We start from the raw sequence: 24,431 nt of genomic DNA on the forward strand, positions 1-24,431 counted from the left end.
GCGCCGCCTACACCTGCCGGCGGGCCAGTTCGATCGCCTGCCGGGACGGGCGGCGCACCACGGCGAGCCGGTCGCCCCGCACCCGCACGGAGGTACGCCCGCCGCGCCGCCGCCGCACCGTCAGGTCCACCGTCGCCCCGCCCACCCGTACGCCCTCCAGCCGCAGGTCGGGCAGCCACTCGGGCAGGTGCGGGTCGACGAGGACCGCGCGCAGCGGCGCGGCCGGGCGCAGCGCCAGCAGGGCCTGGACCAGGGCAACCACGGAGCTGGCCGACCAGGCCTGCGGGGAGCACGAGTTCGGGTAGACGCCCGGATGGGGGTGGGCCGCGTCCCGGGGCAGGCCGCTGAGCACCTCCGGCAGCCGGTGTTCGCTGAACGTCGCCGCGACGGCGAACATGCCCTCGGCCAGCCGGTGCAGGTGCGGCCAGCAGCCGTACCGGGCCAGCCCCAGGCCGATGGTCCCCGCCTCCACCGGCCAGACGCTGCCCCGGTGGTAGCTGAACGGGTTGTAGGCCGGGTGCTCCGCGGACAGGGTCCGCACCCCCCAGCCGCTGAACATGTCCGGGGCCAGCAGCCGGTCGGCCACCCGCTCGGCGACCCGGGCCGGCACGATGCCCGTGGCGAGCAGGTGACCGTCGTTGGAATTGGTCGACCGGACCGAGCGCCGGTCCGGCCCCAGCGCCATGGCGTAGCAGCCCCGGTCGGGCAGCCAGTACGCCCGGTGGAACCGCCGGCGCAGCGCCCGTGCCCGGGCCAGCAGGGCGGCGCCCCGCGCCGGGTGCCCGGTGACGGCGAAGACGACGGCGGCGTGCCGGAGGGCGGCGTACCAGTAGCCCTGCAGCTCGCTGCTGGCGATCGGGTCGGGCACCACCTCGCCCCGCTCGTCGACGATCGCCGTGTCCGAGTCCTTCCAGCCCTGGTTCTTCAGCCCGCCGGGGGAGCGGCAGTGGTAGTCGAGGAAGCCGTCGCCGTCCGGGTCGCCGTACCGGTCGATCCACTTCAGCGCCCGGCCCGCGGCGGGCAGCAGGTCGCGCACGGTGTCCAGGTCGCCGGTCCAGGCCAGGTACTGGCCGAGGAACACCAGGAAGTCCGGCGCCGTGGACCAGTCGCCGTAGTAGCCGCTGAAGGGGTTCAGCCCGAGCAGCGAGACCGGTCCCTGCCGGGCCTCGTGCAGTGGCTTGCCGGGTTCCTCGTCCCGCCAGTCGTCCAGCCGCCGGCCCAGGTGCTCGGCGTTGAGCCGAAGGCTGTCAGCCAGCATGGTGGGGCCGGCCAGCAGCGCCTGCCAGGAGGCGGTCATCGTGTCCCGGCCGAAGATCTCCTGGTAGATGGGGAGGCCGGCGATCGGCGCCGTCGGGCCGGCCGGCTCGCCGAGCGGCAGCACGGCCAGGTCGCGTACGGCGCACCGCCAGGCCGCGGTGACGTCGAAGTTGCTGCTGGACAGCCGGGCCAGCTCGGCGTCCAGCCGGGTCCGGGCCCGGGCGGCCGGGTCGTCGGGCTCGGCGAACGTGGCCGGCGGAGCGGGCAGCCGGGTCCCGTCGAAGACCGGCTCGACGAGCAGTTCGGCGCCGGCGCTGCCGCCCGGAGGCACCGCCAGCTCGACGGTGAACCCGCCCTCGTCGTACGCCACCGGGGCGTCGGCGCACAGCCGGACCGCCACGGCCCGGTCCAGGCCCTCGTGCCGGTAGGTGAGGAGCAACTCGGCCGAGTCCGGGTCCCACCCGGTGCGCACCTCGCCGACCTGGAGCCGGCGGCCCGCCTCGGCCTCGCTGGTGTCGGCGAAGTCCGCCTCGACCGTCAACCCCAGCCGGAACCGCAGCGTCCGGGCGGCGTAGCTGACCACGGTGAACCGGCTCCGCAGCCCGGGGCCGACGAACCGCTCGACGGTCAGGTACGCGGCGCGCGACGGCAGCACCTCCCCGTCGCCCAGCTCCGCGTAGGAGAGCTGGGCGTGCCCCCGCACGTTGGCGGTGGCGAACGGCACCGGCTCCCGGCCGTCCACGGTGATCCGCTCCCGGCTGAGCACCCGGGTGTTGCGGGCGAAAAAGCCCTGCGGGTCGGCCCCGGCGATCCGGCCCCGGACGTCGGTGACCAGGGTGCTCCACCCGCTCGCCACGTAGAGCAGGTCGGGCCGGACGCGCAGGTTGCGGACCCAGGTCATCCGCCCGCCGTTACCCGCTGGCGCTCCCGCTACGCCCCCGGTCAGGGCGCGGTGCGGGCGCGGTCCCGGACCAGCAGCTCGACGGCCACCGCGATGGCCACCGCCTCCACGGCCAGCAGGGTGAGCAGGATCAGCAGCTGGGTGGCCCCGGCGCGGACCGGCCCGGCGCCGCCGAGCAGCACCCCGACGAACGCGCCGGGCAGGGTGACCAGCCCGACCGTGCGGGTCTGGTCGAGCGCCGGGACGAGGGCCTGCCCGGCGGCCGGGCGGCAGATCTCCAGCGCGGCGTCGCGGGGGAGCAGCCCCAGGGCCAGCCCGGCCTCGTACTCGCCGTGCCGGATGCGCAGCTCGTCGAGGGTGCGCCGGCCGGCCAGGCTGGTCGCGGTCATCGCCCCGCCGATCAGGATGCCGGCGGTGGGCAGCACCACGAGCGGGGTCGCCGGCAGGGCCCGGCTCGCCAGGAGCACGGCCAGGCTGGGCGCCACCCCGGCCGCGATGGCCAGCGGCGCGACCCGGGCCGGCGCCTCCGCGCCGATCCGGCGGCGGGCGGTGAGCGCCGCGACGACGTACATGAGCAGGACGAACGCGGCGGTGCTCCACCAGGCGTGGAGCACCGCGACGATGACCACGGAGACGGCGCCGAGCTGGACGGTGGCCCGGGCGGCCGCGGTGAGCACGGTCCGGGCCCGGCCGAGCCCGGTGACCCGCAGCACGGCGGCGCCGGCCAGGGTGAGCGCGGTGAGCGCGACGACCAGAGCCGGGCCGATCGGTACGGTGCCGCCGCTCACCCGATGATCGTATGCCGGTGGCCGGCCGGCGGGTGCGGTCCCGCCGGCCGGCCGACCGGTGTCACCGGCCGTAGACCTCGAACTCGTAGAGCGAGAAGCCGTACGAGGTGGCCCGCTTGACGCCGTACACCCGCACGTAGCGGGCGGTGACCGGGGCGAGGGTCACGTTGTCCGTCCCGCCATTGCCGGCGGTGGTGCTGAACACCGGCTGCCAGGTGCCGCCGTCCGCGGAGACCTCGATCCGGTACGCGCTGCCGTACGCGGCCTCCCAGCGCAGCACCACCCGGCTCACGGTGCGGGCCGAGCCGAGGTCGACCCGGATCCACTGGTTGTCGTTGTAGCTGCTGGCCCAGCGGCTGCCCAGGCTGCCGTCGACCGCCTTGTCCGGGGTGTGGCTGGTGAGGAACTGCGTGCTCGACGCGGTCGCCGCGCGCCCCTGGGCCAGGTTGGTCACGTCGTCGCCGCGGCGCGCCGGGAACGAGACGACCTGCTGGTAGGTGGGGCGGTTCTGCCAGGCGATCAGCGGGTGGGTGATGCCGCCGAGCCCGGACTGGGCGATGGCGTCGGCGCACCACTGGTCGCCCGCCCCGCACGACTTGTCGCCGGGGTAGACGGTGGCGACCGGCACCGCGGCCACCTGCGCGAGGGTGTCGAGCAGGCTCTGCCGGCAGGCGCCGAGGTTGCCGTTGCCGCAGTACGGTCGGCCCAGCCCGCCGGCCACCGGGTCGCCGAGCACGGTGCGGATGTCCTTGTCGACGTAGCCCCACCAGCCGTACTGGAAGGAGGAGCCCTTGTGCGGCTGGCCCTGCAGGGCCCACACGGCGCTGCCGTCGCGGCCGCCGTTCTGGCCGCCCGACGGCGCCTCGTTGACCTCGATGGCGTCCACCAGCGCGGCGTAGAGGTCGGGGCCGAGGCCGGGCCGGAACTCCGCGGCGGCCAGCAGCGGCCACCAGGCGTCGAAGATCCGGATGGCGTCGGCGTGCTGGTAGACCTTGGAGCCCGGGGCGGTCTCCACCCGGCGGGCGCCGGCCTGCTGCCAGGCCCGCAGCTTGGTCACCGCGTCGGCCAGCGCCGGGTCGGTGACCGGCGCGCTGCCGAGCACCCGGAGCAGGTCGCCGAGGACCTGCTGGCTCCGCAGGTCGGTGACCGCCGCATCGGCCATGATCCGCACGACGTCGGCGCGGCCCAGCTTGCGCTGCGCGATCGCGGCGCGCACCGGGCCGTCGAGGAGCTGGGCCCGGTGCACCGCGCCGAAGCTGAAGTTGCCGTCGGCCGCGCCGAAGTCGCGGGCCTGCTTGTTGTTCCAGCTGACGTAGTAGTCCTGGTTCACCGACTGCGGGTGGGCGGCGGCCGGTGTGTAGGTGGCGGTGTTGGTGTCCGGGTTCCAGCCGACCCACTCGTTGGCCGCCTCGGCGCGGGTGGGCAGGTTGGGGTCGGCCGTCGACGGCCGGACCGGGTTGGACCCGGAGTTGAAGTAGGCGGCCTCGGTCGAGTTGACGTAGAACCAGTTGAACGCGTAGCCGACGTTCGCGGCGGACTGCTGGAACGCGGCCGCCGACCCCATCGCGGCCGGGTCGTTGTACGCCTGGAAGCCGATCGCCGAGTCGGCCTCGTGCCGGTAGGTCGAGCGCAGCTTGGTGAAGGCGGTCGGCTGCCCGTTCACCAGCCCCCGGTACGCGACCAGCCCGTAGCGGGTGCGCAGGGCGCGCAGCGTGTACGAGCCGGCCGGGGTGGAGTCGGCCAGCGTCGGCGACCAGGAGTTGCGGTGTTCGATGACCTCCATGGCCACGCACTGCCCGTGCCACAGGTAGCGGGTGGACGCGAGCGTCGGGGCGCTGCCGTCGGTGGTGCACAGCGGCACCGCGTACGTGTCGGTGAGGTCCTGGCTGGCGGAGGTGGCGCTCCACGCGTAGTCCTGGCCCCGGCCCAGCAGCACGTACAGGTTCAGCCCGGCGAAGGCGGCGCCGCGGGCGCTCACCCCCGGCCCCTGGAGTTCCTGGAGCATGAGCAGTTGCGGCGCGAAGTAGCCGGTCTGCGGGCCGAAGACGGCGATGGGGTTGCCGGTGGTGGTGTGCCGGCCGGAGACCACCACGGCGTTGGACATGCCGTGCGACCGCAGCCCGGCGAGGCCGCTGAGCAGCCCCTGGGTGGTGGCGCCGCTGGCGCCGGTCCGGGTGGCGGCGGCCCCGCCGGTCTGGTCGTAGGCGAGCGGCTCGGCGACGACGCTGCCGGCGTCGGGGAGCACGGCGCCGGTCGCGCCGGCCGGGGTGGCGCCGTACGGGAAGCTCTGTCCGTCGTGGAGGGTGAGCACGGTCTCCGGGTCGTTCTGGGACCGGAACGCCTGCCAGACCCGGTCGCCCTCGGCGGCGCCGAACTTCGCCCGGGCGGCCACCCGGACCAGGGCGGACTGGATCTCGGAGCCGCCGCCCCCGCCGAACAGGCCGCCGATGACGCCGGCCGTGGCGATCAGGTCGGTCATGGTGAAGTGCTTCGGTTTGCCGGCTCCGGCCAGCACGTACTCGCCGGGGTAGTTGTCGGCGCTGATGGACTGGTCGATGTAGGCGTTGACGCCGGCGATGTAGTCGGTGACGTCGTCGTAGAGCTGCTGGCCGCGGGCGCCCTTCTGGCGCAGCGCGTCGACCTGGGCCTGCAGGTCCGCCTCGGTGTAGGGCGAGTTGGCCCAGATGCTCTGCTCCAGCTCCCGGTTGCCGGGGGCGCCGCCGGCGAAGGAGGTGAGGGTGCCGCGGCCGGCGTGCCGCAGCAGGTCCATCACCCAGAGCCGGTCCTGGGCCCCGGCGTAGCCGGCGCCGAACATGGTGCCCGAGCGGGTGGTGCCGGTGACGTGCGGCACGCCGGTCGCCCGGTCGCGCACGATGGTGACGTCCGCGCGGGGCCGCACGGTGCTCTCCACCTGCCCGTCGGGCACGCCGAACGAGGCGTCGTTGTAGAACTGCGCGATCTGCTCGTCGGTGAGCCCGGCGTAGCCGTAGACCAGGTTCGCGTACTCGTCGAGCTGGTCGCTGGAGTGCGCGGGGCGGGTGCCGAGCGCCTGGTGGGCGAGGATCGCGGCGAGGGTGGCGTTGCCGTTCTCGCCGGGCGGCAGGATGTCGGCGCACTGGCCGAGGCAGTAGTCGTTGGGAGCGAACATGGTGGCGGCGAGCGCCGGTGACGGTGGGACGACCGTCAGGGCGCTCGCCGCCGCGGTGAGGGTCGCGGCGAGGGCCGCGAGCCGGGCACGGGTGGTGGGACGGGGCATGGCGGATCCTCCGGATGCGCGGAGTCGGGCCGGGACTGCGCCCGGCTACCGCTTGCCGACGTCTCGCCCTCCGTGCCCGGGCGTCACACCCGGAGGTGAGAGTGACTCATGTCTACCTCCGGGTAATGATTGATGGCGTTCCATGCGTGGGGATAGGTGCCGTTCACCACGCGCGAATGCCGACCTTTCGCCTCGATCACGGCAGCGCGAGCACGGCCTGGTGACCCAGGTGGTCCGACGCCCACCGGCCGGCTGGCGTCTGCCGCTCGGTGCCGAAGACCTCACTGGACACCGGCGCCACCGCGCCGCGGACCAGCACCATGTCGATCCGGTGCTCGACGCTGCCGGCCGGCTCGGTCAGGTCGTCGCCCAGCCCGGCGGTGTAGCCGGGGTCGCCGGGGTGCAGGATCGGCCAGGTGTCGACCATCCCGCCGGCGACGAGAGCGAGGTACGCGAGCCGGTTGGTCGGGTCGGGCAGCGCGGGACCGCTGTTCAGGTCACCGACGAGGATCAGCCGGCCGGGCACGCTCAGCGGGCCGCGCAGCAGCTCCTGCGCCTGCAGCAGACGGAAGCCCGGGTGGAACGCCTCCAGGTGGGTGTTGACGAACCGGAAGCCGCGGCCGCCCAGCGTGGCGTCCACCGCCGTCCAACCGCGCGTGCTCGTGGCGGTGCCGCCCGTGGCGGCGAGCGGGAAGACCAGGTTGTTGACGAAGTTGCCCGACGAGGTGGCGTGCACCTTGACCCGGCCGCCGTGCCGCACCAGGATCACGTCCCGCATGGTGAGCCGGACGTCCCGCAGGTGCGGCGCCCCGGCCGGGGCCTCCAGGTCCGCCTCGTCGCGCACCACGACGACGTCGTACCGGTGGCCGGATCCGGCCAGCTGCGCCATCAGCAGTGCCAGGTAGTCGTAGCGGACCTCGGTGGCCGGGGCCGGGTCGCCGAGCGGGCCGGTGCGCCAGAGTGCCACCTCCTGCAGGCCGACCAGGTCGGGCTTGCGCTCGCGGATCTCGTCGGCGATCAGCGCCGCCCGGGCCGGGAAATCGACCAGGTCCACGTGGCTCAGCAGGGCGGCGTTCGCGGCCAGGAACGCCGGCAGGGTCGGCGACCCGATCGACGGCGTGAGATCCCCGCCCAGGTAGAGGTTGCGGGTCAGCACGGACACCTTGGGCCCGGCTTCCGCGTGTGCCGGCGGGGCGACGAGCCCCAGGCCGGCCACCGCGAGTGCGGCCGCGGTGGCCAGCCTGGCCAGGTGTCTGAGGTGTGCGCGAAGGGTGCCGTCCATGACTGTCGTCCTTCCCGGCGGGATGCGTTGATCGGCGCAGGCTAACGCCGCTCACACCACCGTGGACACCGCCGTTCGGGCCACCTCCGCCCGGCGGTCAGGCCTGGGACCCCGCGATGTTGACCATCCAGCCGATGCCGAACCGGTCCACGCACATGCCGAACTCGTCGCCCCACATCTGCTTCTCCAGCGGGACCGCGACCGTGCCGCCCTCGGCGAGCTGCTGCCAGTAGCCGCGCAGCTCGTCGGCGTCGTCGCCGCTGAGGCTGATCGAGATGTTGGTGCCGGGCCGGTATTCCATCTCCGGCGGCGTGTCGGAGGCCATCAGCGTGAAGCCGCGGTCGGTCTCCAGTTGCGCGTGCATGACGTTGTCGGCGACCCCCGGATCCGGGTTGCCGAACTCGCCGAAGGTGCTCAGCGTCAGGTTGCCGCCGAACACCTTCTGGTAGAACTCCATGGCCTGCCGCGCGTTGTCGCGGAAGCTGATGTAGGGATTGAGCCGAGACGCCATTGTGCGACCCTCCTTCGTCCTTGGACGAGGGCCATCGTCGCAGCCAGGTAGGACAGCCACAACGACGCGTGACCGGTGAGTCGCAGCGGGTACGACGGCAGCGGTGGAGATGGCGCCGTTGCCACCTCCACCGCCTTTCCCCGCCGGTGCGCCGTCAGTTCTTCTGGAACGACTGGCGCACCACACCCCCCACCAGGGCGCACCAGGTGGTGGTGCTGACCTTGCCGTTCGGCGCCAGTCCGTGCAGGCGCTGCAGGTCCTGGAGGGCCGTCTTGGTCGGGTGGTCGTACACGCCGGTGATCGTCACGTCGGCGTAGCCCTTGAGGTTGAGCATGAACTGCACCGCCTGCACCGGGATGCCGGTGGCGTCCTTGTCCAGCTCGGGCGCGAGGGTCTCCCAGGTCGGCGCCGTGAGGGTGGCGTCGATGTCGACCGGGATGCCGTTGCGCGCCTGCCAGTCCGCCACGGCCGCCACGGTGGCGGCGTCGAACACGCCGGTGACCGGGACGGTGTAGCCGCGGAAGGTGAGCAGGTACTGCGCGACCTGCACCACCGGGCCGCCGACGAAGCGCCAGATGTCCGGCCAGCGGCGGGCCGGCACGTCGGCCAGGTCGGTGCCGAGCTTGGCGAAGACCCGGCGGCGCAGCCTCGGGAACTCGCGGTAGAACATCGCGCCCGGGCACTGCGTCGCCCGGAAGTCCCAGTGGCCGAAGATGTCGTGCGCGTGCAGCCCGTACTGCCGGCAGATGGTGGTGCAGAGCTTCACCAGCGAGTCGAACAGCTCCTCGGGCGGCGTCTCGGTGACGTAGGTACCCTCGTTCTCGATGCCGATGGCCCGGCCGTTCTCGCCGGGGCAGTGCGCCGAGATCATCTGCCGGTCGCCGGCCTGCAACCGCTCCAGGCTGCCGTGCCGGCCCTCCAGCACGTGGCCGCCCCGGCTGACCGTGAAGTGCTGCCCGGTGTCCGACCAGCCGTTGGTGTCCATGTGCAGGTCCTGGCAGTCGCGCGCGAGCTGCTTGGCGTGTTCCTCGGAGTAGTCCGTGCTGTTCGGGAACGCCATGTGGTGCACGATGATCTTGTTGGTCGCGATCGCGCTGATCGACAGCGGGTCCGCCGGCGGGCGGGCGCCCCACTCGTCGCAGCTGATGATCCAGTCGAGGTCCGCGCCCGGCGCGGCCTGCGCGGCGGCCGGGAAGGCGATCTCGCTCCCGACGACCGCGACCGCGGCGGCGCCGAGGCCGGCCCGCAGCAGGGTACGACGGTCCAGCTCAGGGTGGTCGAAGTGCATGGCATCTCCTCAATGGCCCGACGGGTGGGCGGGCATGTAAAGGAACTCCAACTGCTGCGCGCGAAGTGGAGAATATTGCCAGGGACGGTGGGAGCGCCAGAGGACAAATGCGACGACGGCCGATTGCCGGACCCGCGCCGATCGGCCCCCGGCCCGTCCGGCTCGGCCCGTCCGGCCCAGCTCAGCCCCGGTTGGAAACGTTTTCGTAACGAGCCCTTGACCGGACCGTCGGGACGGGCGCAGACTCCCGGAAACGTTTACAGCAAGCAGCTGGAGGTGCGGGGCGTGGGTCGTAAACGTTTACAGGAGTCGGCCGACGGCCGGCCCACCGTCCACACCGTCGCCGCCCGCGCCGGTGTCTCCATCGCCTCCGCCTCGCGCGTGCTCAACGGCGTCGGCGGCAGCCCGGAGACCGTGCGCAAGGTGCGCGAGGCGGCGGCCGAGGTCGGCTACGTGCCCAACGCCATCGCCCGCTCGCTCCAGTCGCAGCGCACCGGCCTCGTCGCGCTCGCCGTCGAGGACATCGGCAACCCGGTGTACGTCGAGATGATGCGCGCCATCGAGTCCGTGGTCGCCGCGTCCGGGCGGCAGCTCCTGGTGCACGCCACCGGCGGGCGGATCGACAACGAGACCGCGCTGCTGCGCCGGCTGGCCCACCGCTACGTCGACGGGATGATCGTCTCGCCGATCCGGGTCACCGGCGACCACCTCGCCGCGCTGGTCGACAGCCCGGTGCCGGTGGTCGTGGTCGGGCAGCTCCCCGCCGACGCGCCGGTGGACAACGTCCGCACCGACTCGCGTACCGGCGTGGGCCTGGCCGTCGACCACCTGGTCGCGGCCGGCCGGCGGCGGATCGGCTTCGTCAACGGCCCGCTGGACACGGTGCCCGGCGCGGCCCGCGACGCCGGCTTCCGGGCCGCCCTCGCCCGGCACGGCATCGCGCTCGACGAGCGCCTCGTCGAGGTCGGCGACTTCCGGTACGCGGCCGGCCGGGCCGCCACCGAGCGCCTCCTGGCCCGCGCCGAGCCCGACGCGCTGGTCTGCGCCAACGACCTGATCGCCGTCGGCGCGCTGCACGCCCTGCTCGCCGCCGGCCGGCGCGTCCCCGACGACGTGGCGCTGGTCGGTATGGACGACACCGAGCTGGCCCGGATGATGTTCCCGCAGCTCTCCAGCGTCTCCCTCGGCTCGGCCGAGCGCGGACGCCGCGCCGCCGAACTGCTGCTGTCGCGCATCGCCGACCCGAGCCTGCCGCCGCGCCGCGAGCAGGTCGCCCCCAGCCTCGCCGTGCGCGCCTCCAGCGCCACGACGCCGCTGTCCGTTCCCGCGCCGGCCGGGCCGGCGCCCGCGCCGCGTACCCCGGAGGTGACGGCATGACCACGGTGGCCGAACGGCCCGACGTCGGCCGCGCCGACGGGCCTCGCAAGGCCCGGTCCCGCTCCGACCGGCTGGGCATCTACCTGCTGCTGCTCCCGTCGCTGCTGCCCATCGTGGTGCTGTCCGTCTTCCCGCTGCTGCGGGGCATCTGGCTCGGCTTCACCGACGCCCGGGCCGGCCGCAACGTCGAGATCAGCTTCACCGGGCTGGAGAACTACCGGGAACTGCTCGGCGACGAGCTGTTCTGGAACTCGTTCAAGATCGGCCTGCTCTGGGCGGTCGGGGTGACCGTGCTCCAGTTCGTGCTCGCCCTGGGCCTCGCACTCCTGCTCAACCAGCAACTGCGCTTCCGCGGGCTGGCCCGAGTGCTGGCCGTGGTCCCCTGGGCGATGCCCCCCGTGGTGGTCGGCATCCTGTGGAAGCTGGTCTACCACCCGGACGCCGGCCTGCTGAACGAGTTCTTCCACCGGGTCGGCGCGGACGGGCTGCGCACCAACTGGCTCGGCGACTTCAGCACCGCCCTGCCCGCGGTCATCATCGTCGGCGTCTGGGCCGGCATGCCGCAGACCACCGTCGTGCTCCTCGCCGGACTGCAGGGCGTGCCCCGCGAGCTGCACGAGGCGGCCGCCGTGGACGGCGCGAGCACCTGGCACCGGTTCCGCAACGTCACGCTGCCCGCCATCGCGCCGGTCGTCGTGGCGATCACCTCGCTGGACTTCATCTGGAACTTCAACTCGTTCGGCCTGGTCTACGTGCTCACCGCGGGCGGGCCGGGCGGCAAGACCATGCTGCCGATGCTCTTCGCCTACGAGGAGGCGTTCCGCTACGGCAACTACGGCTACGCCGCCGCCCTCGGCAACGTCATGGTCGTGATCATCGTCGCGCTGCTCGCGGTCTACCTGCGGCGCCGACTCCGGGAGGCGAACTGACATGTTCGGAAAGCCGAGCCGCACCGGGCGGACCCTCCAGTACGTCGCGCTGACCGGCTACCTGATCTTCCTCGGGTTCCCGCTGGTCTGGCTGCTCTCCACCGCGTTCAAGCCGCCGCGCGAACTGGTGCGGCTGCACCCCACGCTCATCCCCAGCAACCCCACCGTGCAGAACTTCGTGCAGGCCTTCACCGAGCAGCAGCTCGGCCGGGCCGCGCTGAACAGCCTCCAGGTGTCGCTCGCCTCGGCGGTGCTCACCGTGCTGGTCGCGCTGCCCGCCTCGTACGCGCTCGCCCGGTTCCGGACCAAGCTGGGCACCGTGGCGCTGGGCTGGGTGCTGCTGTCGCAGCTCTTCCCGTTCGTGCTGCTGATCATCCCGATCTTCCTGATCCTGCGGCAGGTCGGGCTGGCCAACACGCACGCCGGCCTGGTGCTGATCTACGTGGTCTGGGCGCTGCCGTTCGCGCTGTGGATGCTGCAGGGCTTCGTCCGCAACATCCCGCGCGAGCTGGAGGAGGCGGCCAGCGTCGACGGCGCCAGCCGGCTGCAGGTGCTGCGTCGGGTGGTCTTCCCGCTGCTCGCGCCGGGCATCGTGGCGACCGCGCTGTTCTCCTTCATCTCCGCCTGGAACGAGTTCTTCTTCGCGCTGGTGCTGGTCAAGACGCCCGAGCTGGCGACCCTGCCGGTCGCCCTGGCCCGGTTCGTCGGCATCGAGGGCACCGCCCGCCTGGGTCCCCTGGCGGCCGGTTCGCTGCTGGCCACCCTGCCGAGCCTGATCTTCTTCGCGGTCATGCAACGCCGCCTCTCGTCCGGGTCGCTCGCCGGCGCGGTCAAGGGCTGACCACATCCCCCCCACAACCACCACCAAGGAGGAAACCCCCATGCTCCGTAGCAGGTTCCGCCGACTCGCCGCGGCCGCCGCGGTCGCGGTCGTCGGGCTCGGCGCCCTCACCGCGTGCGGTGACGGCGGCGGCGAGGACGAGAACTCGTCCGGTCCGGTCAAGCTGCGCTTCCTCAGCCTCGCCTGGCAGAAGGAGTCGCTGCAGGCGAACAAGGACCTGGTCGCCAAGTGGAACGCCGAGCACCCGGACATCCAGGTCGAGTACGTCCAGGGCGACTGGAACTCGATCCACGACCAGCTCGTCACCTCGTTCGAGGGCGGCGACGTGGCCGACATCGTGCACTACGAGGCCTCGGCGATCGGCGAGTTCAGCAAGCAGGGCTACCTGGCCGACGTCTCGAAGCTGCTGAGTGACGACTTCAAGGGCCAGATCGACCCGGGCGTCTGGGACACCGCCACCTTCGACGGCAAGGTCACCGGCGTGCCGTTCCTGCTGGAGTCGCAGGTCGTCATCGCCAACAAGAAGCTGCTCGACGCCGCCGGCGTCACCGTTCCGCCCGCCGACGGCGGCTGGACCTGGGACGAGTTCCAGGCCAACGCGCAGAAGCTCACCAAGCCCGGCCAGTACGGCGCCGCGTGGGCACTCAAGTCGCCCACCAACCGGGTGCTGAACCTGGCGCTGAACTACGACGGCAAGTTCTTCTACGGCGACGGCGGCAAGACCGAGGTCAAGGTCGGCGACGCGGAGAAGGAGGTGCCGAAGCGGATCCACGACATGATCTACACAACCAAGTCGGCCTCCCCGGAGGCGCTGGGCATGAGCGGCGCGGACACCCTGCCGGGCTTCTTCGGCGGCAAGTACGCGATGCTCCCCGGCTCGGTCTCGCTGCGCCAGCAGATGGTCGAGCAGGCCCCCGCCGGCTTCGAGTGGGTGACCCTCCCGCCGGTCAAGGGCCTCTCCGCCAAGCAGGCGGCCAACCCGCAGACCCTGTCCATCGCCGAGGACAGCAAGCACAAGAAGCAGGCCGCGCAGTTCCTGGAGTGGTTCCTGAACCCGACCAACATGGCCGCCCTGGCCAAGGGTGACTGGCTGGTGCCCACCGGCAAGCAGGCCAACCAGGAGCTGGTCAAGCTCACCGGCGGCAAGCAGGGCTGGGACGTCGCCGCGAACAGCGCCGCCGACCTGACCGTCGCCCCGTTCCAGAAGGCCGACGGCTACCCGGAGTGGAAGACCAAGTACGCCACCCCGGCCCTCCAGCAGTACTTCGCCAACAAGATCACCCTGGACCAGCTCGCCACGCAGCTGGTCGACGGTGGCAAGCAGGTTCTGAGGTAACCATGTCACTCTTGCTCGACACGTCGGTCGGTTGCCTGGTCGGCGCCGCGGTGGGCGACGCCCTCGGCGGGGCCACCGAGACGGCACTCCCGGAGCAGATCCGCGCCCGCTTCGGCGGCTGGGTCGAGGGGATCGTCCCCCCGTACCACGCCGACTGGGCCACCGCGCGGCCACTCGCGCCGTACCACAAGGGCGACGGGCACATCACCGACGACACGTTGATGACCCACGCGCTGGTGCGGGCGTACGCGGCCAAGCGGGACCACCTCGACGCGTACGACGTGGTGGAACTGCTCGTCCCCGACCTGATCGAGCGGGTGGTGTACATCCCGGACCTGGAGCGGGAGGGGGTGACCTTCCACCGCCTGGCCGCGGCCGAGCGGTGGTTGGTCACCCGCCTGCACCACGCCCACGCCGACCCGCGCGAGGCGGGCGTGGGCAACATCGTGAACTGCGGCGCCGCCATGTACATGGCCCCGGTCGGCATCGTCAACGCCGGCGACCCGGCCGGCGCGTACGCCGAGGCCGTGGAGATCGCCGGGGCGCACCAGCACAGCTACGGGCGGGAGGCCGCGGCGGTGTTCGCCGCCGCGGTCGCCGCGGCCGCGACCCCCGGCGCGAGCGTCGACGACGTCGTGGCCGCCGCCCTGGACCTGGCCCGCGACGGCACCCGCGCCGCCATCGACGCGGTGGTCAAGGAGGCCCGCGGGCACGACGACTGGAAGGCCGCCATTCCGGCGCTGCGCGCCGCCGTGGCCCCCTACGACACGGTGGGGGAGGAGTACCGCAGCCCCGGGCTGGGCGCCCGCCGCCCGAGCCGGCTGCACGCCATCGAGGAGCTGCCGGTGGCGCTGGGCATGCTCGTGGTGGCCGGCGGCGACTACCGGGCGGCCGTGCTCGGCTCGGTCAACTACGGCCGGGACGCCGACTCCACGGCCACGATGGCCGGCGCGATCGCCGGGGCGCTCGGCGGCGCGGCCGCGGTGCCGGCCGAGTGGTCGGAGGTGGTCGCCACCGCGTCCCGCACCGACCTGGTCGAACCCGCCCGGGTCCTCGCCCGGGTCGCCACCGAGGTGTTCGACCGCGACCGGGAGCGCTTCGCCCGGCGCGCCGAACGGTTCGGCGGGCTGGCATGAGCGCTGCGGGCGCCGTGGCCGCCGGCCGGCCGAGGGGGACGGCCGGCGGACTGCGGCTGACCTGGGTGCAGCCGGAGGACCTGCTGCCGCACGAGCTGGCCGCCAGCGGCGACGAGGGCCGCGACGTCACCGCCCTGGCCGACCGCTGGGCGGCGGCGGGCGGCGACGTCACGGCACCGGTCAGCGGGGCGTCGCCGGTGCCGGCGCCGCCGGCGCTGCGGGCCCTCGCCGTCGACCTGCTCGACGCCGCCGACGCGCTGCCCGGACCGGACAGCGCGGACGAGCCCGACGACCTCGACGCGGTCCGCGCGACCTGGCCGAGCGCCTGGGACCTGCCGACCACCGTCGAGCGGGACCGGCTGCACGGCGCCTGGCTCGGCCGGGCGGCCGGCTGCCTGCTCGGCAAGCCGGTGGAGAAGATTCCCCGCCACGGGATCCGGGAGATCCTCACCGCCACCGGCCGGTGGCCGCTGCGCGACTGGTTCACGGCGCGCGGTCTGCCGGCCGACGTGGCCGCCCGCTGGCCGTGGAACCGGCGCAGCGCCCCGACCAGCCTCGCCGAGAACATCGCCGGCATGCCGGAGGACGACGACCTCAACTTCCCGCTGCTGGCGCTGCGCGTCCTGGAGACCCACGGACCCGGCTTCACCAGCGCCCACGTGGCCCAGGCGTGGCTGGACTGGCTGCCCGCCGGGCGGGTCTTCACCGCCGAGCGGGTCGCCTACCGCAACCTGCTGCTCGGCCTCACCCCGCCGGACACCGCCCGCCGGCACAACCCGTTCCGGGAGTGGATCGGCGCGCAGATCCGCGCCGACGTGTACGGCTGGACCAACCCCGGCCGCCCCGACCGGGCCGCCGAGGCCGCCTGGCGCGACGCGGCCGTGAGCCACGTCCGGGCCGGCGCGTACGGGGCGATCTGGGTGGCCGCCATGGCCGCGGCCGCACCGGTGGCCGGCGACGTCGACGCGGTGCTGGACGCGGGCGAGTCGGTGCTGCCCCCGGGCAGCCGGTTCACCGCGGCCGTCCGCGAGGCGCGCGCCCTCGGCGCCGCCGGTGACGACTGGGAGAGCATCGTGGACACCCTCTACGCGCGGCACGGCCACCTGCACTGGGTGCACGTCCGCAACAACGCCGCCCTGGTCGCGGCGGCCCTGGCGTACGGGCGGGGCGACCTGGAACGCTCCATCTGCGCGGTCGTCGCCGGCGGCTGGGACACCGACTCCAACGGCGCCACCGTCGGCGCGGTCACCGGGGCGCTCACCGGCGCCGCCCGGCTGCCCGGCCGCTGGGTCGCGCCGCTGCGCAACCGGCTGGCCAGCAGCATCGCCGGCTTCGACGGCATCGGCTTCGACGAGCTGGCCGACCGTACCCTCGCTCTGGCCCACGGGAGCCTGGCATGAGCGCCCGCGTGGCGGTGGTCGGCAGCGCCAACCTGGACCTCGTGGTGACCGCGCCGCAGCTGCCCCGCCCCGGCGAGACGGTGCTCGGCGACGACTTCCGGATGGTGCCCGGCGGCAAGGGCGCCAACCAGGCGGTCGCCGCCGCCCGGGCCGGCGCCGACTGCGCCTTCGTGGGCGCCATCGGCGGCGACGGGTTCGGCGGGCTGCTGCGGGACAACCTGGCCGCGGCCGGCGTCGACGTCGCCGGCCTGCGCACGGTCGACGGGCCGTCCGGGGTCGCGCTGATCGCGGTGGACCACGCGGCGGAGAACTGCATCGTGGTCGCCCCCGGCGCGAACGGCGCGCTGACCCTCGACGACGCCGACCGCGACGCGGTGGCGGCGGCCGGCGTGCTGCTGCTGCAACTGGAGGTGCCGCTGTCGGAGGTGACCCGGGCCGCCGGCTGGGCCCGGGCCGGCGGCGCCGCCGTGGTGCTCAACGCCGCCCCGGCCCGGCCGCTGCCCACCGAGCTGCTCGACCTGGTCGACGTGCTGGTGGTCAACGAGCACGAGGCCGCCGTCGTCGCCGGGGTGTTCACCGACGAGCCGGCGGCCCTGCTCGACGCGCTGGTCGGCCTGGTGCCGCGGGTGGTACTCACCCTCGGCGCGCGCGGCGCCGCCTACGCCGACCGGGACGGCGCCCGGATCGAGGTGCCGGCCCCGACGATCGACGCGGTGGACACCACGGCCGCCGGCGACGCGTTCACCGGCGCGCTCGCGGTCGCCCTGGCCGAACGCGGCGGGCTCACCGGCGACACCGCCACCGGCGTGCTGCGCTGGGCGTGCGCCGCCGGCGCGGCCTGCGCCCAACGCCCCGGCGCGTCCACCGCCCTGCCCGAGCGGGACGCCATCGACGCGCTCGCCGCCGCCACCTACGGAGAGGTCCAGTGAGCTTCAACCCGTACGTGCCGCGGCCGATCGACCGGCCCACCGAGGTCCCGCTCGGCGGGCACGCCGACCTGACCAGCCTGGACGAGGCGAAGATCTTCGCCGCCCCCGACGACCCGGCCGACTGGCCGGCCTGGCGGGAGCAGCTCACCCGGTGGCGGGCCGACGCCCGCACCCGGCTCGGCTACACCGGCGCGCACTACGACGAGATCGCCGGCGACTGTTTCAGCGTCTGCCTCGCCTGGCTCTGGGACGAGACGCTGTACGACCACGACCGCGGCGTGTTCACCGTCGAGGCGTTCCTCGACGGGGCGCGGCGCGACTTCGGCGGCTTCGACGGCGTGGTGCTCTGGCACGCGTACCCGGTCATCGGCGTGGACGAGCGCAACCAGTTCGACTGGTACCGGGACGTGCCCGAGCTGCCCGAGGTGGTCCGCGCGTTCCAGGCCGCCGGGGTCCGGGTGTTCGTCGACTACAACCCGTGGGACACCGGCACACGGCGGGAGGCCGGCGCGGACGCCGAGGAGGTCGCCGCGCTGGCCGGCCGGCTCGGCGTCGACGGGGTCTTCCTGGACACCCTGAAGGAGGGCGCCGGCGAGCTGCGCAAGGCCCTCGACGCGGTCCGCCCCGGCCTGGTCCTGGAGGGGGAGAGCCGGGTGCCGCTGGCCCGGATCGCCGACCACGCCATGTCCTGGGCGCAGTGGTTCGCCGACTCGGACACCCCCGGCGTGCTGCGCGCCAAGTGGTTCGAACGCCGGCACGTCCTGCACCACACCCGCCGCTGGCACCGCGACCACCTCGACGAGCTGCACTCCGCCTGGCTCAACGGCTGCGGCGTGCTGGTCTGGGAGAGCGTCTTCGGTGTCTGGGTCGGCTGGAACGAGCGGGACCGGGCCGTGCTGCGGGCCATGCGTCGGGTGCAGGCCAGCCACGCCGCCTGGCTGCGCGCCGAGGACTGGGTCCCGCTCGCCGACCACCCCGGCGCCGGTCAGGTGTACGCGTCCCGCTGGACCCACGACGACCAGCCGCTGTGGACGGTGGTCAACCGGGGCGCCGACCACGACGGCCCCTGGCTGCTCACCGACGCCCGGCCGGGGCGCTTCGTCGACCTGGTCACCGGCGCCGAGCTGACCGTCACCGAACTCGAGGACGGCCGGGTGGCCGTCGGCGGGCCGCTGCCCGCCGGGGCGATCGCCGCCGTGGTCGCCACCGAGGCGCCGGCGCCCCGCCACGAGCCGCCGACCGGGGACCCGTCGTTCCCGGCCCGCGTCGCCGTGCGCGCCCGCACCCCGTGGTCACCCCTCGCGGCCCTGCCCGACGGCATGGTGACCATGGAGGGTGGCCGGCACGAGCTGACCGTGCGCCACCGGGTCCGGGAGACCGGCCTCTACGGCGAGGCCCCGTACGTCGACGAGTGGAAGCCGCTGCCGCCGCGCCTGCACCACACCGGCACGCTGCGCCGCCAGGTCCGGCTCGGCCGCTTCGCCATCGACACCCACGAGGTCACCCACGGCGAGTACGCGCGTTTCCTCGCCGCCACCGGCTACCGGCCGGTCCGGGCGGAACGGTTCACCGCCGGGCAGGGCCCCGCCGACGCCCCGGTCACCGGGGTCGACCTCGCCGACGCCCGCGCGTACGCCGACTGGGCCGGGCTGCGGCTGCCTACCGAGGACGAGTGGCAGGTGGCCGCCGAGGCGGGCCTGCTGGTCCGGCGGGAACCGCTGGTGTGGAACCTGACCGAGAGCGAGCACTCCGACGGGCGCACCCGCTTCGTCATCCTCAAGGGCGGCTGCGCCTACCGCGCGGAGGGCTCCGACTGGTACTTCGACGGCGGCCCGCAGCCGCCGGACGTGTCGGTGAAGCTGCTGCTCACCGGCGCCGGCCTGACCCGCTCCACCTCGATCGGTTTCCGCTGCGCCGCCGACCTGCCCGAAGGAGCCCTCCGATGAGAAGAGCGTGGCGCCCCGGCGCCGCCCTGGTCGCCCTGCTGACCGCCGTCGGGCTCGCCGGCCTCGCCCCGGAGACCGCCGTCGCCGGCCGGGAGCGGTCCGGCACCCTCGCCACCGCGACCGCACCCTCGCCGGCCCTCGGCGCCGCCATCGACTACACCGTCTACCTCCCGTACGGCTACGGCGACGCGGCGAACGCCGGCACCCGCTACCCGGTGCTGTACCTGCTGCACGGGCGCGGCGACACCATGCAGGCGTGGACCCGGGTGAAGAGCGACCTGGACCGGCTCATCGCCGACGGCGAGGTGCCGCCGGTGATCGCCGTGCTGCCCGACGCGCCGTGGAGCGAGCGCGGCAACTGGTACGTCGACTCCGCGTACACCGGCGCCGACCGCCCGGGCCGGCCGGTGGAGACCGCGCTGACCCGCGACCTCGTCGCGCACGTCGACGCCACGTACCGCACCGCCCCGCACCGCAACGCCCGGCTGGTCGGCGGTTACTCGATGGGCGGGGCCGGCGCGCTGCGCTACGCGCTGGCCCACCAGGACCTCTTCGCCAACGCGCTGGTGCTCAGCCCGGCCGTCTACCGGCCGCTGCCACCGGCCGACTCGTCGGCCCGCGAGTTCGGCGCGTTCGGCGACGGCGACGAACCCTTCTCCGACGAGGTGTACCAGCGGCTGAACTACCCGGCCCTGCTCCCCGGCCTCGACGCCGAGTCGCCGGTGCGGATGTTCATCGCCGTCGGCGACGACGAGTGGGCCAACCCCGACCCGGCCGACGCCGCGCACGACCTCGACTACGAGGCCGCCACCCTCTACAACACGGTGCGCCGGGCGGACGGCGTCGCCGCCGAGTTCCGTGTCCTGGACGGCGGGCACGACTGGGACGTCTGGCGGCCCGCGTTCGTCGACGGCCTGAAGCACCTGGCCGCCACGCTGAGCGTCACCCCGCCGGCCGGGCTGCCCGCCCCGCTGCACGGCACGGCCGGCGCCGACTGGGCCGGCGGGGTCGCCGCCCACCCGGACGGCGACGTCACCCTCGGCTACGCGGCCTCGGGCGCCGTCGCCGGCCAGCCGTACGCCGGCGGCCTGGACGCCGTGGTCACCCGGCTCGCCGCCGACCGCACGGTCCGCTGGACCAGCCAGTTCGGCACCACCGCCAACGACCGGCTCTACGGGACCGTGCCGCTGCCCGACGGCGGCGTGCTCACCGCCGGATACACCCGCGGCGACCTCGACGGCCGGCACCCGGCCAGCCCCGCCGACGACGCGTTCGTGGCGAAGCTGACCGCCGCCGGGCAGCGGGCCTGGCTCACCCAGGCCGGCGACCCCGGCAAGGCCGACCGGTTCTACGCGATCACCGCCGCCCCCGACGGGGGCGCGTACGTCGCCGGCTACACCAGCGGCGCCTTCGGCGGGACCAGCGCCGGCGACAAGGACGCCGTCCTCGCCCGGATCGCCCCGGACGGCACGCTGGCCTGGACCCGGCAGTTCGGCGGCCCCGGCGAGGACAAGGCGTACGCCGTGGCGGCCGACGCGAACGGGGTCTACGTGGCCGGTGGCACCTCCGGGGCGCTGCCCGGCACCACGCCGCTCGGCGGCGCCGACGGCTGGCTCGCCCGGTTCACCCCGGACGGCACCCGCGACTGGCTCACCGTGGCCGGCGGCACGGGCGACGATCTGCTCGGCGGCGTCACGGTCACCGGCTCCGGCCAGGTGGTGGCCACCGGCGCCACGGCCGGGGACGTGCTCACCGTGGCGTACACGGCCACGGGCGCGCAGCGCTGGCGGACCGTCACCGGCGGGCGCGGCGCGGACGCCGGCACCGACGTGCTGGCCCTCGCCGACGGCACCGTCGCGGTGGTCGGCTTCACGGGCAGCACCCTCGGCGTGCCGGCCGGCGGCGCGGACGTGCTCACCCTGCGCCTCGACGGCAAGGGCCGGCAGGTCGCCGTCGCCCAGTACGGCACCGCCCGCGACGACGCCGCCGACCCGTTCGGCGAGGAGAACGTCTACGCCACCGTGGGGCCCGGCGGCCGGCTGCTGGTCAGCGGCCGTACCGCCGGCACGCCCGACGGCGGCGCCGCGCTCGGCGACGGGGACGTGTTCCTCGCCGCCGTCGACCCGGTGAAGGGGACGCCATGACCACGACCGCCCCGCTGCACGGCGTCAAGGTGGTCGACCTGGCCACCCTCTTCGCCGGCCCGCTGGCCGCCGCGTTCCTCGGCGACTTCGGCGCCGACGTGGTCAAGGTGGAGCATCCCGCCAAGCCGGACCCGTCCCGGGGCCACGGCCCCGCGAAGGACGGCGTCGGCCTGTGGTGGAAGGTGCTCGGCCGCAACAAGCGGACCGTCACGCTCAACCTCTCCCGGCCGGAGGGCGCGGACCTGCTGCGCCGGCTGCTCGCCGACGCCGACGTGCTGGTGGAGAACTTCCGCCCCGGCACCCTGGAGCGCTGGGGTCTCGGCCCGGACGAGCTGCACGCGGTCAACCCGCGGCTGGTGATCGCCCGGATCAGCGGCTTCGGGCAGGTCGGCCCGTACGCGCCCCGGCCCGGGTTCGGCACCCTGGCCGAGGCGATGAGCGGCTTCGCGGCGGCCACCGGGGAGCCCGACGGGCCGCCGACCCTGCCCCCGTTCGGGCTGGCCGACTCGGTCACCGCGCTCGCCGCCGCGTACGCGGTCATGCTGGCCCTGCGCGGCCGCGACCTGACCGGCCGGGGCCAGGTGGTCGACCTGGCCATCATCGAGCCGATCATGGCGATGCTCGGCCCGCAGATCACCTGGTACGACCAGCTCGGCTACGTCCAGCCCCGGCTGGGCAACCGGTCCAACAACAACGCGCCCCGCAACACCTACCGGTGCGCCGACGGGCGGTGGGTGGCCGTGTCCACCAGCGCGCAGAGCATCGCCGAGCGGGTGGTCCGGCTCGTCGGCCGCCCGGAACTCGTGGACGAGCCGTGGTTCGCCACCGGCAGCGGCCGGGCCGCGCACGCCGACGAACTCGACGCGGCGGTCGGCGCGTGGGTGGGCAAGCGGGACCGGGACGAGGTGGTGGCCGCGTTCGAGGCGGCCCAGGCCGCCGTGGCCCCCGTCTACGACGTGCGCGACATCCTGGCCGACCCGCAGTACGCGGCGCTCGGCACCGTGGTCACCGTGCCCGACGAGGAGTTGGGGGAGGTGCGGATGCAGAACGTGCCGTTCCGGATGTCGGACAGCCCGGGGGAGATCCGGCACGCCGGCCGCCGCCACGGCCAGGACACCGACGCGGTGCTCGGCGCGCTCGGCCTGACCGCCGACGAGCTTTCCGCACTGCGCGAGCGCGGGGTGATCTGATGCTGCTCACCTGGCTCTACGTGCCCGGCGACCGGCCCGACCGGTTCGCCAAGGCGGTCGCGGCCGGCGCCGACGCGGTCATCCTCGACCTGGAGGACGCCGTGGTGGCCGGTCGCAAGGCGTACGCCCGCGACGCCGTCGCCGAGTTCCTCGCCGACCCGCAGCCACTGCCCGTGCAGGTGCGGGTCACCGAGCTGACCGGCCCGGACCTCGACGTCGACCTGGCCGCCGTCGCGGGCCGGCCGGGGCTGGCCGGGCTGCGACTGCCCAAGGTGGAGTCACCGGCGACGGTGGCCGCGGTGGCCGCCCGGGTCGACACCCCGCTGCACCCGCTGGTCGAGTCGGCCGTCGGGCTGGAGTCCGCGTACGCCATCGCGGCCGCCCACCCGGCGGTGGCCTCGCTCGGGCTCGGCGAGGCCGACCTCCGCTCCGACCTGGGCGTCGCCGACGACGACGGCCTGCTCTGGGCGCGCGGCCGGATCGTGGTCGCGGCCCGCGCGGCCGGCCTGCCGCCGCCGGCCATGTCGGTGTACGCCGACGTGGCCGACCTCGACGGCCTGGCGGCCTCCTGCGCGGCCGGCCGGCGGCTCGGCTTCCTGGGCCGGGCCGCCATCCACCCGCGCCAGCTGCCGGTGATCACCGACGCGTTCCGCCCCGGCGACCGCGAGGTGGACCGGGCCCGCGAGCTGCTCGCCGCGGTCGCCGACGCGCACACCCGCGACTCCGGCACGGTGGTGCTGCCCGACGGGCGGTTCGCCGACCGGGCCATGGTGGCCGCCGCCCGGCGGGTCGTCGACCTCGCCGCCCGCTACGCCGCCTGACGCCGCGCCCGGCGGCTGTCCTACCGCTGTGCGGTGGCGGGTGGGGTGCGGGTGAGTTGGTCGATCCGGCGCAGCCGGCCGTCGGGCGCCAGCCGGCCGAACATGTGGATCTCGGTGACGATCGTGCGGCCGCGGGTCACCGCCGTCATGGTGTAGCGGGCGGCGACCCGGTCGCCGCAGATCAGGGTGTCGTGGACGTGGAGGTCGCACCGGGTCACGTTCCGGCGGGCCGGGCGCGCGTGCGCGATCAGGCGCGCCCGGTCAAGGTGCAGTCCGTCGGTGAGCCAGGCGATGTCGGGCGTGTGGTAACGATCCATCACCAGGTCCGGATCCTCGTCGCCGAAGGCCATCTCCTGCACGTACGACCGCAGGTAGTGGGCCAGGTCGTCGCGGGGAGTGGGACGTGCCTCGCTATGCATGGGGTCCTCCGATCCCGGCTAGCTCTGACATTGCTGTCAAGGTTACGGACCCTTAGGTATCCTTGACAATCGTGTCTGAGCAAAGCCCCCCGGAGCGGCGCCGCCGGATGCGTGCCGAGGCCCGCCGGAGCGTCGCCGCGATCCTCGACGCCGCGATCCAGGTGCTCGGGGAACGGCCGCAGGCCACCATGGAGGACATCGCCGCCGCCGCCGGCCTGTCCCGGCAGACCGTCTACGCGCACTTCCCGTCGCGGGACGCGCTGGTCGCCGCCGTGTTCCGCCGGATGACGGACGAGGTCCTCGCCGCGATGGACGCGGCCCGGCTCGACGAGGGGCCCGCGCCGGCGGCGTTGCTGCGCCTGTTGGACGTGAGCTGGCGGACCATCGACCGGTACCCGCCGCTCCCCGCGCCCGCCGCCGCCGACGACGACGAGCTGCACGAGCCGATCTTCGGCCCGCTCACCCGGCTGATCGTCCGCGGACAGCGGGCCGGTGAGTTCGACCGGGACGCCGCCCCGGGCTGGCTCATCGCCGCCACCGTCGCGCTCGGCCATGCCGCCTGGGCGCAGGTCACCACCGGCCGGATGCCCGCCACCGAGGCGCGGGCCGCGCTGCGGGTCGGCGTGCTGCGGCTGTACGGCGCGCAACCGCCCGCCGGCTGACCGGATCGACCGGCACGA

At 74.6% G+C, this 24,431-nt stretch carries 19 protein-coding genes; 12 read left to right on the forward strand and 7 right to left on the reverse strand.

What is annotated here, in order from left to right; all coding sequences use genetic code 11:
* Window positions 1-7: 7 nt before the first annotated feature.
* From RMN56_RS25810 to RMN56_RS25835, 6 genes are all read right to left on the reverse strand, one after another.
* Window positions 8-2,158 carry an amylo-alpha-1,6-glucosidase gene (locus tag RMN56_RS25810; RefSeq protein WP_313720171.1) on the reverse strand — a complete coding sequence of 717 codons (2,151 nt, stop codon included), beginning with the start codon at window positions 2,156-2,158 and terminating at the stop codon, window positions 8-10.
* Window positions 2,159-2,199: 41 nt separating this feature from the next.
* The gene (locus RMN56_RS25815; protein WP_313720173.1) at window positions 2,200-2,946 is read right to left on the reverse strand and encodes an ABC transporter permease; all 747 of its coding nucleotides are present in this window, start codon (window positions 2,944-2,946) and stop codon (window positions 2,200-2,202) included.
* Window positions 2,947-3,007: 61 nt separating this feature from the next.
* On the reverse strand, window positions 3,008-6,202 hold the full coding sequence (locus tag RMN56_RS25820) for a penicillin acylase family protein (RefSeq protein WP_313720174.1): 3,195 nt from the start codon (window positions 6,200-6,202) through the stop codon (window positions 3,008-3,010).
* Between the two features lie 196 nt (window positions 6,203-6,398).
* Window positions 6,399-7,484, reverse strand: coding sequence for an endonuclease/exonuclease/phosphatase family protein (locus RMN56_RS25825; RefSeq protein WP_313720175.1), 1,086 nt, complete (start codon window positions 7,482-7,484; stop codon window positions 6,399-6,401).
* Between the two features lie 97 nt (window positions 7,485-7,581).
* The gene (locus RMN56_RS25830; RefSeq protein WP_313720176.1) at window positions 7,582-7,995 is read right to left on the reverse strand and encodes a VOC family protein; all 414 of its coding nucleotides are present in this window, start codon (window positions 7,993-7,995) and stop codon (window positions 7,582-7,584) included.
* 154 nt (window positions 7,996-8,149) lie between these two features.
* Window positions 8,150-9,283 (reverse strand): peptidoglycan recognition protein family protein, encoded by a 1,134-nt coding sequence (locus RMN56_RS25835; RefSeq protein WP_313720177.1) that lies wholly within the window; start codon window positions 9,281-9,283, stop codon window positions 8,150-8,152.
* 276 nt (window positions 9,284-9,559) lie between these two features.
* Here RMN56_RS25835 and RMN56_RS25840 point away from each other — a divergent pair, with 276 nt between their 5' ends.
* Genes RMN56_RS25840 through RMN56_RS25890 form a run of 11 tightly spaced genes read left to right on the forward strand, consistent with a single transcriptional unit; the run spans window position 9,560 to window position 23,332 of the window.
* Window positions 9,560-10,660: a LacI family DNA-binding transcriptional regulator gene (locus tag RMN56_RS25840; RefSeq protein WP_313720179.1), complete on the forward strand. Its 1,101-nt coding sequence runs from the start codon at window positions 9,560-9,562 to the stop codon at window positions 10,658-10,660.
* Window positions 10,657-11,589: a carbohydrate ABC transporter permease gene (locus tag RMN56_RS25845; protein WP_313720180.1), complete on the forward strand. Its 933-nt coding sequence runs from the start codon at window positions 10,657-10,659 to the stop codon at window positions 11,587-11,589. Before RMN56_RS25840 ends, RMN56_RS25845 begins: the two co-directional genes overlap by 4 nt.
* 1 nt (window position 11,590) lies before the next feature.
* Window positions 11,591-12,430, forward strand: coding sequence for a carbohydrate ABC transporter permease (locus tag RMN56_RS25850; RefSeq protein ID WP_254339735.1), 840 nt, complete (start codon window positions 11,591-11,593; stop codon window positions 12,428-12,430).
* A gap of 40 nt (window positions 12,431-12,470) precedes the next feature.
* Window positions 12,471-13,766 (forward strand): ABC transporter substrate-binding protein, encoded by a 1,296-nt coding sequence (locus RMN56_RS25855; protein WP_313720182.1) that lies wholly within the window; start codon window positions 12,471-12,473, stop codon window positions 13,764-13,766.
* Window positions 13,767-13,768: 2 nt separating this feature from the next.
* A complete protein-coding gene (locus tag RMN56_RS25860; RefSeq protein ID WP_313720184.1) occupies window positions 13,769-14,902 on the forward strand; it encodes an ADP-ribosylglycohydrolase family protein in 1,134 nt (377 codons plus the stop codon).
* Window positions 14,899-16,302 carry an ADP-ribosylglycohydrolase family protein gene (locus tag RMN56_RS25865; protein WP_313720186.1) on the forward strand — a complete coding sequence of 468 codons (1,404 nt, stop codon included), beginning with the start codon at window positions 14,899-14,901 and terminating at the stop codon, window positions 16,300-16,302. Before RMN56_RS25860 ends, RMN56_RS25865 begins: the two co-directional genes overlap by 4 nt.
* The gene (locus tag RMN56_RS25870; RefSeq protein ID WP_313720188.1) at window positions 16,299-17,231 is read left to right on the forward strand and encodes a PfkB family carbohydrate kinase; all 933 of its coding nucleotides are present in this window, start codon (window positions 16,299-16,301) and stop codon (window positions 17,229-17,231) included. Before RMN56_RS25865 ends, RMN56_RS25870 begins: the two co-directional genes overlap by 4 nt.
* Window positions 17,228-19,177: an SUMF1/EgtB/PvdO family nonheme iron enzyme gene (locus RMN56_RS25875; protein ID WP_313720190.1), complete on the forward strand. Its 1,950-nt coding sequence runs from the start codon at window positions 17,228-17,230 to the stop codon at window positions 19,175-19,177. The genes RMN56_RS25870 and RMN56_RS25875 overlap by 4 nt, the downstream gene beginning before the upstream one ends.
* The gene (locus RMN56_RS25880) at window positions 19,174-21,321 is read left to right on the forward strand and encodes an alpha/beta hydrolase-fold protein (protein ID WP_313720192.1); all 2,148 of its coding nucleotides are present in this window, start codon (window positions 19,174-19,176) and stop codon (window positions 21,319-21,321) included. Before RMN56_RS25875 ends, RMN56_RS25880 begins: the two co-directional genes overlap by 4 nt.
* On the forward strand, window positions 21,318-22,511 hold the full coding sequence (locus tag RMN56_RS25885; RefSeq protein ID WP_313720194.1) for a CaiB/BaiF CoA transferase family protein: 1,194 nt from the start codon (window positions 21,318-21,320) through the stop codon (window positions 22,509-22,511). The genes RMN56_RS25880 and RMN56_RS25885 overlap by 4 nt, the downstream gene beginning before the upstream one ends.
* Complete coding sequence (locus tag RMN56_RS25890) at window positions 22,511-23,332, forward strand: HpcH/HpaI aldolase/citrate lyase family protein (RefSeq protein WP_313720196.1); 822 nt, start codon at window positions 22,511-22,513, stop codon at window positions 23,330-23,332. Before RMN56_RS25885 ends, RMN56_RS25890 begins: the two co-directional genes overlap by 1 nt.
* Before the next feature lie 20 nt (window positions 23,333-23,352).
* On the opposite strand, the gene RMN56_RS25895 is transcribed toward RMN56_RS25890, so the two are convergent.
* A complete protein-coding gene (locus RMN56_RS25895; RefSeq protein WP_313720198.1) occupies window positions 23,353-23,751 on the reverse strand; it encodes a nuclear transport factor 2 family protein in 399 nt (132 codons plus the stop codon).
* A gap of 71 nt (window positions 23,752-23,822) precedes the next feature.
* Here RMN56_RS25895 and RMN56_RS25900 point away from each other — a divergent pair, with 71 nt between their 5' ends.
* Window positions 23,823-24,413 (forward strand): TetR/AcrR family transcriptional regulator, encoded by a 591-nt coding sequence (locus RMN56_RS25900; RefSeq protein WP_313720200.1) that lies wholly within the window; start codon window positions 23,823-23,825, stop codon window positions 24,411-24,413.
* Window positions 24,414-24,431: the final 18 nt, after the last annotated feature.

The organism is Micromonospora halotolerans (assembly GCF_032108445.1).
GTDB lineage: Bacteria > Actinomycetota > Actinomycetes > Mycobacteriales > Micromonosporaceae > Micromonospora > Micromonospora halotolerans.

Excerpts from the sequence above, each read along its gene's own strand:
- RMN56_RS25810 (WP_313720171.1), bottom strand. The coding sequence starts at position 2,158 with ATGACCTGGGTCCGCAACCTGCGCGTCCGGCCCGACCTGCTCTACGTG.
- RMN56_RS25820 (WP_313720174.1), bottom strand. The coding sequence starts at position 6,202 with ATGCCCCGTCCCACCACCCGTGCCCGGCTCGCGGCCCTCGCCGCGACC.
- RMN56_RS25825 (WP_313720175.1), bottom strand. The coding sequence starts at position 7,484 with ATGGACGGCACCCTTCGCGCACACCTCAGACACCTGGCCAGGCTGGCC.
- RMN56_RS25830 (WP_313720176.1), bottom strand. The coding sequence starts at position 7,995 with ATGGCGTCTCGGCTCAATCCCTACATCAGCTTCCGCGACAACGCGCGG.
- RMN56_RS25835 (WP_313720177.1), bottom strand. The coding sequence starts at position 9,283 with ATGCACTTCGACCACCCTGAGCTGGACCGTCGTACCCTGCTGCGGGCC.
- RMN56_RS25845 (WP_313720180.1), top strand. The coding sequence starts at position 10,657 with ATGACCACGGTGGCCGAACGGCCCGACGTCGGCCGCGCCGACGGGCCT.
- RMN56_RS25850 (WP_254339735.1), top strand. The coding sequence starts at position 11,591 with ATGTTCGGAAAGCCGAGCCGCACCGGGCGGACCCTCCAGTACGTCGCG.
- RMN56_RS25855 (WP_313720182.1), top strand. The coding sequence starts at position 12,471 with ATGCTCCGTAGCAGGTTCCGCCGACTCGCCGCGGCCGCCGCGGTCGCG.
- RMN56_RS25860 (WP_313720184.1), top strand. The coding sequence starts at position 13,769 with ATGTCACTCTTGCTCGACACGTCGGTCGGTTGCCTGGTCGGCGCCGCG.
- RMN56_RS25865 (WP_313720186.1), top strand. The coding sequence starts at position 14,899 with ATGAGCGCTGCGGGCGCCGTGGCCGCCGGCCGGCCGAGGGGGACGGCC.
- RMN56_RS25870 (WP_313720188.1), top strand. The coding sequence starts at position 16,299 with ATGAGCGCCCGCGTGGCGGTGGTCGGCAGCGCCAACCTGGACCTCGTG.
- RMN56_RS25880 (WP_313720192.1), top strand. The coding sequence starts at position 19,174 with ATGAGAAGAGCGTGGCGCCCCGGCGCCGCCCTGGTCGCCCTGCTGACC.
- RMN56_RS25885 (WP_313720194.1), top strand. The coding sequence starts at position 21,318 with ATGACCACGACCGCCCCGCTGCACGGCGTCAAGGTGGTCGACCTGGCC.
- RMN56_RS25890 (WP_313720196.1), top strand. The coding sequence starts at position 22,511 with ATGCTGCTCACCTGGCTCTACGTGCCCGGCGACCGGCCCGACCGGTTC.
- RMN56_RS25895 (WP_313720198.1), bottom strand. The coding sequence starts at position 23,751 with ATGCATAGCGAGGCACGTCCCACTCCCCGCGACGACCTGGCCCACTAC.